The sequence below is a fragment of the Vibrio sp. Vb339 genome, from assembly GCF_902751245.1.
Classification (GTDB): Bacteria; Pseudomonadota; Gammaproteobacteria; order Enterobacterales; family Vibrionaceae; genus Vibrio; species Vibrio coralliirubri.
The window spans coordinates 451,445-463,351 of sequence record NZ_CADDIS010000001.1; the positions used below are offsets into that span (position 1 = coordinate 451,445).

General features: G+C 45.2%; 9 protein-coding genes. 3 read left to right on the top strand and 6 right to left on the bottom strand.

The annotated features are described in order from the left end of the window. Positions 1 to 51: 51 nt before the first annotated feature. The 5 genes from HRQ85_RS02065 to HRQ85_RS02085 form a co-directional block, all read right to left on the bottom strand. Positions 52 to 1,608: a M28 family metallopeptidase gene (locus HRQ85_RS02065; protein WP_172378535.1), complete on the bottom strand. Its 1,557-nt coding sequence runs from the start codon at positions 1,606 to 1,608 to the stop codon at positions 52 to 54. 160 nt (positions 1,609 to 1,768) lie between these two features. Further along, positions 1,769 to 4,138: a M4 family metallopeptidase gene (locus tag HRQ85_RS02070; protein WP_172378536.1), complete on the bottom strand. Its 2,370-nt coding sequence runs from the start codon at positions 4,136 to 4,138 to the stop codon at positions 1,769 to 1,771. Between the two features lie 573 nt (positions 4,139 to 4,711). Further along, positions 4,712 to 4,987 carry a hypothetical protein gene (locus tag HRQ85_RS02075; protein WP_017065177.1) on the bottom strand — a complete coding sequence of 92 codons (276 nt, stop codon included), beginning with the start codon at positions 4,985 to 4,987 and terminating at the stop codon, positions 4,712 to 4,714. A 100-nt stretch (positions 4,988 to 5,087) separates the two neighbouring features. Continuing rightward, entirely contained in the window at positions 5,088 to 6,407 is a 1,320-nt protein-coding gene (locus tag HRQ85_RS02080) for a sensor histidine kinase (RefSeq protein ID WP_172378537.1), read from the bottom strand. 36 nt (positions 6,408 to 6,443) lie between these two features. Beyond that, positions 6,444 to 7,148: a response regulator transcription factor gene (locus tag HRQ85_RS02085; protein ID WP_065677243.1), complete on the bottom strand. Its 705-nt coding sequence runs from the start codon at positions 7,146 to 7,148 to the stop codon at positions 6,444 to 6,446. Between the two features lie 278 nt (positions 7,149 to 7,426). Here HRQ85_RS02085 and HRQ85_RS02090 point away from each other — a divergent pair, with 278 nt between their 5' ends. Both HRQ85_RS02090 and HRQ85_RS02095 read left to right on the top strand, forming a co-directional pair. Continuing rightward, on the top strand, positions 7,427 to 8,536 hold the full coding sequence (locus HRQ85_RS02090; RefSeq protein ID WP_172378538.1) for an alpha/beta hydrolase: 1,110 nt from the start codon (positions 7,427 to 7,429) through the stop codon (positions 8,534 to 8,536). Between the two features lie 316 nt (positions 8,537 to 8,852). Next, positions 8,853 to 10,052, top strand: a complete 1,200-nt coding sequence (locus HRQ85_RS02095; protein WP_108019718.1) for a diaminopropionate ammonia-lyase — start codon at positions 8,853 to 8,855, stop codon at positions 10,050 to 10,052. Positions 10,053 to 10,226: 174 nt separating this feature from the next. Here HRQ85_RS02095 and HRQ85_RS02100 read toward each other — a convergent pair whose 3' ends face one another. Then, positions 10,227 to 10,718, bottom strand: a complete 492-nt coding sequence (locus HRQ85_RS02100; RefSeq protein WP_048610360.1) for an Lrp/AsnC family transcriptional regulator — start codon at positions 10,716 to 10,718, stop codon at positions 10,227 to 10,229. Positions 10,719 to 11,028: 310 nt separating this feature from the next. Here HRQ85_RS02100 and HRQ85_RS02105 point away from each other — a divergent pair, with 310 nt between their 5' ends. After that, on the top strand, positions 11,029 to 11,823 hold the full coding sequence (locus HRQ85_RS02105; RefSeq protein ID WP_060980762.1) for a maleate cis-trans isomerase family protein: 795 nt from the start codon (positions 11,029 to 11,031) through the stop codon (positions 11,821 to 11,823). Positions 11,824 to 11,907 lie beyond the last annotated feature (84 nt).

The window sequence follows — 11,907 nt, forward strand, 5'->3', positions numbered from 1 at the left end:
TTTAGTTTTTGCCGTGTTTACGAGGTTTAATTGTTAGTCAATTAACCAACCTTACAGCCAATCAGGGACGAAGTTAGCGACGATAGTGACATCGCTAAAGTTACGGTAACCGCGTACCATGATATTGAATTCACCCGCTGGCTTGTTCAATACACACTGTTCGTTGCTGCTGTTCTGGTATGGACGACAATCGTAGCTCGCTTTTGATACGGTGCCATTGTGTTTCACGTAAAGGTCGGCATCGCCACTACGAGGGCCTGTTAATGTCACCGTTAACTGACCTGCACTTTCCGTCGTAAATGTGAAGAATTGCTCTTCACCATATCCTGCAGTAAGTCCTTCAACGGGGACGTCATTTTGCAGCTCTTTAGGGCCGGCAACCGGTGAGTCGAGGCTAGTTTCGACAAGATAAGCAATGGCCAATTTGGCGAATTTAGTCGCGTGTGTTGCGGTTGGATCGGAGTTTTCAAGCGTGTCGTGCTCAGTGTGAATACTTGGGTTGTAATCATTGAACATGCTTTCGAATGGCATGGCGGCTGGGTAGCCAACATTGTGCCAAGAGGCGTGGTCAGAACAGGCATAGCCACAATCATCAAAACCGTAACTGATGTCGCTCGCGTAAGTGTCGATTAGCTCGCTTAAGTAGGCGGTGAGGTTGCTGTCGGTGTAGTCCGTGATGAAGGTGATATCGTGCGCTGAACCGTTGTAGTTGGTCATGTCTAATTGCAATACGGACACAACGTTGGCTTGCTCATCTCTTAAAGCGTTGGCGACATCTTGTGAACCGCGCAGCCCCACTTCTTCTGCAGCATAGCCATAGAACTTGATGGTTTTGTCTGGCTGAATACCGCTGGCGATCATCAGGCGAAGCGACTCTGTTACCGTTGCAATGCCCGAAGCATCATCATCGGCTCCCGGTGAGATGGTACCTTCACTTGTCCAGGAACCTACCGTTGAATCAAGATGGCCGCCAACCACCACGATCTCTTCAGGATCTTTAGCGCCAAGCAGTGTCACTTCAACGGATTTCTGCGGGTATTCGGCATGCGTGATCTGGCGTGCAGACGCATAAGGCACATCTTTAATTTCTGTTTCCCAACGCTCTAAAAGCCAATCTGAAGCCGCGACACCAGTAGAAGTAGTATAAAAACGGTTGGTGAAGTTGGTTAGATTTTCAATGGTCGTGACCATGTTGTTTGGCTCGACCTGAGCGAGTAGGTCATTCACCGTATCTTGATGGCTGATCACCGGCTTTTCGAAGGTGCTCATTGTCAATGGCATCGCTGCGGCTTTGAGTGCGCTAGCTTTGTCTTCGTGCACCATGTAGCCACCACAACGGTGGGTTTCTTCATGCATGTGGCTGGATAGTTTCGCGAGCTCTTTCTGGTTGATTTTCGCGACGATGGAATGCTTGTTTCCCGTTATTCCCGGGTAAACCGTTGCGCCATGCTGAGTCATTATATGCTGTGCGTCCGCATCGGTGGTGATCCAAACCTCTTGGTTCGCTGGTGGTGTGATGCCTAGGGATGCGTAAGCCGAAGTACTGCCAATTAAGGCTAGAGAGCCTCCGAGTACAGCCAAAGCTAGCATGCTTTTTTGAATAGCCATTTGTCGTCCTTTTTATGGTGAGTATTGTTATCTTGATGGGTGTGATTTTTGTGTAATGCGTGGTTTTTTCATGTAGGCGTTTCATTAGCTCATTAACCAAGAAGCCAAGTAGCTCAATCGCGAAAAGGGCTCCCGTAAGGAGCCCTGAATCTACTTTCGATTATTGAGTTTTAATGAAACGGTAGTGCTTGGTTTCTGAACAGATATCGCTTGAGGTACACACTTGGTACTCCACATCGACTGTGCCGTTGTGACGGAACTTGTCGACGTATGAGTTGAAGTCTGTTGCACCAACATTCTTGCCATTGCGCTTAATCACGAAGTAGTCGTTGGTGTCGTAATCCCATGCCAGCTTAACGCGAGCTTTGCCATTCGGGTTTTTGTTACCAAACTTCAGTTTTAGTGGGAAGCCTTCCGCTGAGTCACCTTCAATCGTAATCGACTTGCTGGTTGATGTTGCAATGCCTGCATCGTCAGTCACGGTTAGCGTTACCACGTAGTCGCCAACTTCAGCGTAGGTATAACGAGTCACTTCACCTGTTTGCGTGTTGCCATCGCCTAGGTTCCATTGGTAAGAGACGATTTGACCATCGCTGTCTGAACTTGTGCTGCGCAACTCTACTTCTTTGCCGTCAATGGTGTGTTCGAAAGAAGAGACGGGTGGCACGTTAGCGCTGCCAGATTCGTACGATGCTTTTAGGTTTGCACCTGCGTAATCTGAGTAACCTAGAACGTTAACCGTGTAACGACCTGCAGTTGGGTTTTCAATCACACACACTTCATCGGTCACGGTTTCGCTCTTACAGATATTCTCTTGAGAGCTTGGCGCATAATCTAGGCCGACATAAAGATCTGGGTCACCCGAAGACACAGCAAGATCAATCGTCAGTTTATCTTGGCCTTCTGGTACTTGGATATCGAAGTAAGTCTTTGAGCCTGTTTCGCCAGCAACTGCGGCTTCACCACCATTTTCAAGGCGTTGGTATTCCGGTTCTGGTGGAAGTGGTGGTTCGCCACACGGTGATACACCCACTAAGTTGAACGCAGAAACAACATCATCAGCACTGTAGCCAAGATCGGTTGCTGAGTTCTTCACGCCACAAGCGCCTTGCCAGAAATCACTGTTTTCAGACCAGTAGATTTGGTTGGCTAGCACGAACAGTTCGAACGCTTTCTTGGTGTCCCAACCTTGTGTGGTTGCAAGATGGTAGAACGCCTTGTTGAACACGCCAGAGCTGTAGTGCACGTTTAAGCCATCGTAATACTCGGATGCATTGTTGATTGAAGAGCCATCGCGTGATGGATCGTCCATGTAACGCAGCGCACCTTCGCCTTTGAAGATATTGCGTCCGACCATCCAGTCGTTGGTGCCTTTCATGTAGTATTCAGCCGCTTCACCCGCCATGTCCGAGAATGCTTCGTTCATACCGCCTGATTGGTTTGCGTATATCAAACCTGAGTTTTGCTCAGTGAAACCGTGGCTCACTTCATGGGCTGATACATCTAGGCTAACAAGCGGGTAAAAGAAGCTTTCACCATCACCAAAGGTCATGGCTCTGCCGTCCCAAAATGCATTCTCGTAGTTTTCACCGTAGTGAACACGCATCATGAGCTTGAAGGAGAGTGGCGCTGTGTCGAACCAGTTTTTATACATGTCGAACACGATGTTACCGAAGTAATGTGCATCGTTGAGTGGTGAGAATGCGCCGTTCACGGCTTTATATTCGTTACGAGGACATTCATAGCTGTAAGTGGTGTCGCCGTCGGTCGCACCATTCAGGTTAACAGTGACCACGTTTTCCGATTCCATCACACACTCTGTGCCCACTTCTTGAACATCAAGGTAGTGGTAGTCGGTGCCGTATTCGTACATGCCTGTTTTTTCGTTACCGCCAGGGCCAGTGCCGATCTGAGCATGGGCAATACCTTCCCAGCGGTCGATGACTTCGCCTGTGTGCGCGTCTAGCATGGTGAACGGTCGAGTCGGCTGTTCGCTGCCTTCGACTAGGTAAGAGACAACGTACACTAGTCGTGTTTTATCTACGCTTTGTTGTCCGACGCCTTGCTTTACAGAGCCTTGATAGATAAATAGCTGATGTTGAACGTTGTCTAGATATTTGCTGGTTAAGCCTTGAGTCTTTAGATCTTTACTTGCGAGTTCAACTGCTTGAGCGCTGTTGATTGATGGCTTAACAAAAGATCGCTCTAAGGTCGTTGTTTTAAGGTAGCTCCCTTGAACCGACTTTAACGCCCCACCTTGTGCACTTTGGGTGGCATTTAGGTAATGCCCCCATACCGGGGTACCCCAAATATTCTGCTGGATCTTAACTTTATAGATACCACGCTTTTTCAGGTTTACTTCTTTCACCATCTTGAAGCTAGAGGCGTTACTGACTCCTAACTGAGCGTTTAACCCAGAGAAGTTAGTAAAGTTGATCGGTTGATCGATTTGAACGGATTCACTTGCATGCACTGACAAAGACATAGCACTGGCTATAGCAACGGCAACTAAACGCTTTCTTATTTTCATTGTTGTTTTCTCTTTCCATGTAAAATCCAAGAAAACGTAACAAATTAATCACAGCGAATTTACATCATTCGATCTGATTAATTAGTAGCATGGCAATGATCTCTTTTATTCATGAAACTTATATTTCTCGTATTTACAGATAGTTATCATTTCTGTTTATTTTTGAACGCACCCATATGTTTTATTTATAAAATCGTGACACTTTTATTAAGTGTTAATTTTTCTTGGGAATTAAGATTTTCGAGTAAATTGATCTGTGCCTCAATTAACGGATTTTGGGTTGATAGAAGGATCAACGATTTGAAAGTGTCACTTTAAGCAGAAGGCCATTTAGCGAATTTAGGGGCAATTTTGATAAGAAATCGAAGACTTTTCGGCTTATTTTTCGAATTGTTAGTTAAAAGAGGGAAGGGGAATCGGGCACTTGTTTGGCACAGAGCACAAAATCTGCTGGATGAAAAAAGCCAGCGACGGGTCACTGGCTTAGATTAACTTAGTTTGTGCAGGCTACTGAATATAGGTAGGCAACTGCGACACTTAATTATGGTACGTGGCTAACGTCACTATAGCGAATTACTGCTTTTTACCGCCAACTTGTACGTAGTCGATACCGATAATACGGTTGATGATACCCAGAACAGAGCTCGTATCAGAGTTTGTTGAGCGAATCGTATCAACCGTTGCACCTTCAGGTACTAATTCCATTGCGCGGTCTTGAGTATTACCTGGAACTTGGAAACCGACAATGTTGAAGCTTTCAGCGTGCGCTGTGTAAACTTCTTCATTGTGGCTAATACCAGAACAACCCGCTAGAGAAACAATGCCTAAAACGACTAATAACTTTTTCATACAAACACCTTAAGAAAGATTGGAATTTAGATTCAATAAGTTCATTGGGAGACAGCATCTCCCGACCGATGTTGAACATTATTCCAGAGGTGTTTTGTAGTTACTGTATGGGTTTGTCAGCTGAATCATTACATAGCTGAATGGTTATGGTGAATACTGCACCCTTTAAGGTCTGGCTCTGACCTACCTCCACGGTTGCGTTGTGTTGAGTACAGATCTTCTCAACGATAGAAAGCCCTAAACCATGGCCGCTCTTGGCTTTGTTACGCGCTTTGTCGCCAACGTAAAACGGTTCAAACAGGTGAGCTTGATGTTCTTGTGCCACGCCATCACCATCATCATGTACCGCGATCTGTAGCTTATCTTGATGCACGCTTGCTTCAATCGACACTTGCGAACGTGCGAATTTCATTGCGTTACGCACTAGGTTATCTAGTGCTCGGTTGAGTAGTGTTTCATCTGCCATTATTGAGCTAGGTTGCTCTGGCAGTGATAGGTCGATACTGAGCTGAGTGTCTTTGTTCCAACGCGTCATGGCGTGGTCGAGAAAGTCTCGAATCTCTAATGGTTGTTGTAAGTTTTCTAGGTCAGTGCTATCGAGTTTGGCGTAATACAATAGTTCATCGACCATCTTTTCCATCTCTTCCGTGTCTTCGACAATACTCTCAATCGTGCTCTCTTGTTCTGCGTTTAGCTGGGTGTCTTTCAACATTTCAGCTTGCCACTGAATACGGAATATTGGCGTGCGCAGTTCATGAGCGACAGCATTAGTGAGTGAGCGATTACTTTCTACTAAGCGATGAATTCGATCGGCCATTAGGTTGAAGGATTTGTTCAGTGAACCAATCGCAATACCACTTGAAGTCTCGGCTCGTGTCGAGAGATCCCCTTCCGCAAAACGCAGAGTGGCCGCCTCTAGCTTTTTAACTCGGCGGAAGATAATAAATAGATGACATAAGCCATATAAGATAAAGCTCGCTAAAAAGAACAACCAAATGAGGTCATCCTCCAACTCTATTTTTTGCCTAACGAACGCTTCACTGTTGGGGAGGTAGTGATAGGTATTGTCACTGCTTGTTAAGCGAAACCATAGGTCACGTTCATCATCGTGAAAAACAAAGGTATTCGGGTTAGTGCTGAAGAACTCTGAAACGGGACTAGGTATTTCATCGTCTGGGCTGAATGTAACCAATTTATTTCGTGTGGTTTCTACAAACTGGTTTATTGCTTGATGGGCCGCTTCAAGGCCTTGATTTTTAGCGATATTCTCGATCAATTGCTGGTGGGCAGCTGCTTCGTAATCTTCCAGTACATATTCGTAGTCGGTATTGAGCTGATAGACGCTAATCTCGTAGGCGACAAGGCCAGCCATAAAGCAAACTAACAGCCCTATTAAGGACTCCAAAAAGATACGTCGCATAATCGCTCTCTTTTATTACGCTCGTATTGAGCGAGGTTAACGCCAGGCGGTCGAAACAAATAAGTAACCCTTCCCGCGAATGGTCTGAATTTTCTCTGCTGGTGTGTGGTCGTCGCCAAGAATCTTTCTTAGGCGCACTATTTTATTATCAATCGTTCGATCGATTCCGTCGTACTCAATACCACGTAGCGTTTGTGTCAAATAGTCACGTGATAGCGGAGTATCAGGGTTACTCGCTAATAACCACAACAGGTCAAATTCGCTGTCAGTTAGTGATAAAACGGCACCTGAAAGTTCACACTTCTTATAGGTGTTTTTCAGAACCAGTTGATCAAACTGAAGGTTGTCTGAGTCATCGACTGAAGCTGTATTGGTGTCTTGGCGGCGTAATAGTGAACGAACTCTGGCCAGCAGAACTCTTGGTTTGATTGGCTTGGTGACATAGTCATCAGCGCCTGTCTCTAAGCCTGCAACGTGGTCGAAATCATCATCGCTGGCGGTGAGCATTAAAATCTTACCTTTAAAGAGCGTGCGCGTCTGTCGGCATATTGTCAGTCCATCGGTTACAGGGAGCATTAAATCCAACAACACGATATCAGGCTGTTCGGCAAGGATGGTCTGTGCGGCATCACTGCCATCATCGAGTGTGGAAACATCAAAGTCCTGCGTAACAAAGTAATCCTTTAGCATTCGCTGAAGTTTCAAATCGTCTTCTACGATGATCATTTTAGGTTTTGTCATTCCATTATCAGCCTTGTCGTGCGTTTCATTTATTGAGATTACGTGAGGGAGCCTTTTTGAGTATCTAGTTATTGTGGCATACCCAATTTACAGGCCTTACGTAAAATACCTGACATGAATGATTAAACACTTTGCACGCTAGTTCAATGATGTTTTTGGATTTGTGTGAAAATAAAAAACAATGTTCAAAACGATATACATTCTCATACATTCGCACGACAGATGTTTTGGCCTTTAAATAATAGAATTTTCCCATCAAATATTTTGGGAATAACTGTATGAACGACTATAGAAATGCATTACTGGCGTTACCTTTAATTCTTTTAGCGGGCTGTAATTCAAGCTCTAACTCAGGCTCAAGTTCTGGTAAAGCGGCGACTAAAGCGCAAGCAAAACCTCAAGCTGATTACGTATTTTCATCAGCGAAACTTGGTGAGTTGTATAAAGAACGACAAGAGGTTCAAGAGGCCATAAAGCTTGATTACGACGGTGTGCAGTATGAAAGCATTCTGTTTGCGGAAGATATTAGTGATAAGCAAAAAGTGGTTAGGCTTGCGGATAGTTTAGGTCAAAGTGTGGATCTGTACCTTCCTGATGCAGGGTTTGATAGCTGCGGTATTTACACAGAGGGCAAGGGGTTAGATGTGTTTGATTGCAGCGCCGCCCAACGCTCTGTCTCTAATGAGACCACGCTAATCCAAACAAAAGCGAACAGTGCAAAAGCGGTTGAGCTTGAGTACCAAAATGAGTTGTCGCAATACGTGACGAGCTTGGGTTCGACGATTCTGAGTAAAACCAAAAAGGGTAATAAGGTCACCATCACCACTTCATTTGCTTTCAATGCCTTTTATCGCGATGTGCTCAAAGAGACTGGTGCTGTTGATCGAATTCGGTCGACTCTGGGTGCATCAACCTATTCTCAGCTTTTTGATATCGTGAAATTGTATCAAGGCAGCGAGATGACATTGAAGTTTACCAACCATATTGGTGGAAGCGCCGACGATGATATCAATATGTACACCGGGATCATGATCCACAGTAACAACATGACGACGATCGTAACGCCTACGGGTTCGGTGTTCTCTGGCGGCACGGATCTTTTCGCTGCGGGTAACCAACGAGTTTTGCAACGAGCAGATACCACTAAAGCCATTGAGCTTAATAAGCAGGTTGGTGTGCACAGTTGGGCTGAGGATGATAAAACAGCCAAAGACTTCCCATACACGAACGAAAGCCATCGCAAGCAAGCGACCTACTTTAAAAAGGTGATGGGAGAGAAAGGGATCGATTTCTATATCTTCACTTTAGATTCTGCTCCGGCTTCTGGCGAACACTGGGTGACTAAGGCCGATTCAGATAAATACGGTTTTATTACACGTATTGAGTAGCTTTGACTCGCATTAAAAATTAGGTGTGTATGTTGAAAGGTTGGTTGTGCTTTGTCATCACCAGCCTTTTTTTGTTCTGGAATTGAAGGCGGTACCGCTTGTAATGCTCATGAATTCAACGAGAAAACATGGATGTGAGTAAAAACCGCATTTATTCGCTAAGTAACAACTAATTTCTGCAGATTTGGTTTTTAGAAAGCACAATCACAGCACTTTTTTGACGATAGTATTTATTATCCGCAACCTTACTGGCCAATAGGTTTCTATAATCTAACGATGTAAGGAGCATGTGAATGACTAATAAGGACGATCATTTATGCAGTTACTGGCAGGCACTCTGACACACTACGCTAATCCCCAAGCACGCCGTGAATTGGAATACTCAAGTGAGCAGCGTGACATTTTAAGTGTCGCGAACTCTCAACAGGCGATTAAAGATATTTCTCAATGGCCAGGTTACTCTGTGACTCCTTTGCATGAACTGAATGCTATCTCTGCTGAGATCGGCGTAAACAAGTTTTGGTACAAAGATGAATCGCAGCGTTTTGGCTTAAAGAGTTTTAAAGCTCTGGGCGGCGCTTATGCGGTGGCTCGTCAGCTTCAGATTGAAATCGCTAATCGCTATGGGAAGAATCCGACCATCAGTGAGCTGCTCAACGGTGAATGGAAATCAGAAGTTGCTGAGATCGTTGTGAGTTGTGCAACAGACGGAAACCATGGCCGCTCCGTCGCATGGGGCGCACAAATGTTTGGTTGTGGTTGTGTTATCTACATTCACCGTGACGTCTCAGAAGGCCGCAAGCAAGCGATGGAAGCGTTCGGTGCAGAAGTAGTTCGCATTACAGGTAATTACGATGAATCGGTTCGTTTGGCTGATTCTGAAGCCAAAGCGAAAAACCGCGTGATTGTGTCGGACACCTCTTATGAAGGTTACATGGAAATCCCGAAGGATGTGGCACTTGGCTACACAGTGATGTTGGCTGAAATTGTCGAGCAATTGGATGGTGAGATCCCAACACATGTCTTCGTACAAGGCGGTGTAGGTGGTTTGGCATCAGCCGTCTGTGGTTACTTCTGGGATTTGTGGGGCGCTGAGCGTCCACGTTTTGTAATCGTAGAACCTGAGCAGGCCAACTGTTTGCAGAAGAGTGCTCAAGCGGGCAAGCCCGTTGTAGTTACCGGCGATCTAGAGACACTGATGGCTGGGCTTGCCTGTGGTGAGGTTTCAAGCTTGGCATGGACGATTCTACAAAATGGTGCTGATGATTTCATGACGCTGAGTGAAGAGGCGATCCCGCAAGCGATGCGCATGCTGGCAAGTGGCGAGCAAACGGAAGCGGCGATAGAAGGGGGCGAATCTGCCGTTCCAGGGTTTGCCGCAGCGATCATCGCTAAGCAAGAGCCGAATTTCGCTGAAAAACTGGATTTAACTCAAGACAGCCGAGTGCTAGTCATTGGTACTGAAGGGGCAACTGACCCGGATCTCTACCAACAAATCATCGACAACAAAATCTAATAACGAAAAGCTCATAGTTAGCAGTTAGCAGTTAGCAGTTAGCAGCTAGCAATTAATAGCTAATCGCGAACAACGAATAATAAAGTAAGCCCCAAAGTTGGCGGTATGTAAGGTTTCTTCATACCGTCTTTTTTTTCTCTCTTTTTGACTTCATCTCATGACACGTCTTGCTTTCTAATCGCGCTGCTCATCAATCGGAATAGTCAGCCCGACCTTGACGTTATCCATCACCACATTGGTTTGAAAGCTTTTGATATTGGCATTATCGAAGAAGGCCTCACGAGTAAAATTATCGTACCCCTCCATATCTGCAGCCGTGACGATTAAGATAAAATCAGAGCTGCCTGTGACGTAATAGCATTGCTGCACAGAACGGTTCGAACTCATCTCTTTTTTGAAGTTATGCATCAAATCCACACGTTCACGTTCAAGTGTTACCTGAACGATAAACGTCATTCCGTGACCGACCGCTTTTGGGTTAATCACCGAGACATCAGCCTGAATTACCCCTTGTGCTCTCATGCGTTTTAAACGGCGCTGAACGGCAGCAGGAGAGAGCCCGACCTTCTCTGCAATCTTGTCTGATGTTGCTCTATTTGAGTCTTGTACGATGTTGAGGATCTTCTTGTCGAAACTGTCGACCACCAATGCAGGCTGTTGTGTCATACCCATACTTCCCAGTGTCAATTTGTAAATTATTTGTTTCTTTTTTTCCAGTGTGTGATCGAGTTAAAGGTATTTGGCTCCAACAATTAATCACAGAGGATTGAGAACAAAAAATCACTATAACGCAATAAAAATGCGGAATTCCCGCACAATAAGGTATTCGTTTAATGATAATCCTTAAAGTTGTCGGTGCATTATTAACCTTGTGAACGAAATGTAAAGTTCAAAATCACAGAGTTTGAAGTTTATATGATACATGTTGTTAACATTTGTTAAGTGTTGATATTGGCAGCTCAAGGAGTCGGAAAGTATGAAATCTGCAACCGCTACTTTACAGTTTGAATTAGAAAAATTGGCACCAGCAGGACGCGTCGGTGTGATTGCGTTAGCGACAGATTTCAATATTGAGCGTGATTTAAACACGTTGTTTCCAGACGATGTACAGTCGTTCACCAGCCGAGTTCGAAACTATAATCCTTTGACGATAGAGAACCTGCGAAAGATGGAGCCAGGAATCGCTGCTTGCGCTGATACCATCCTTCCGGGTACCGAATTGGATGTGGTGATTTACGCTTGTACTTCCGGCACCGTAGCGATTGGCAGCGAACGAATTACCCAGCTTATTCATCAATCTTGCCCAAATGCAGCAGTAACCAACCCGGTGACCGCGGCCTTAGCAGCTTTCGAAAGCTTCAAAGTTAAGTGTATCTCAGTGTTAACACCCTATACCGAAGCTGTGAATCAAGACGTCGCAGCATTTTTTGAGTCGCAAGGCATTGAGGTATTGAGCATTGCTGGCTTTGGCTTTGAAGATGACACCGCGATGACGTTCATTGACCCAATGGACATTAAAAATGCCGCACTACAAGTTTGCGATCCTGAAGCGGATCTTCTTTTTATCTCTTGCACGGCACTGCGTGCAGCATCGGTGATTGAATCCATTGAAGTGGAATTAGATAAGCCCGTTGTTAGCAGCAATCAGGTATTGGCTTGGCATTCGCTTCAGTTGATGAACTACCCCATACCCATAAAAGGTTTCGGTGCACTGCTAGAGCACCATCTTGAGCCAACCTCAGATAATCACCGAAGGTCGCAGTCGTTGTAACAACCTTCGATTAAAGCTGCTCGTTTCGTGTTTACATTCAGCAGTCAAGCTAACTCTACATTTTACGTTAATACAAAGAATGAC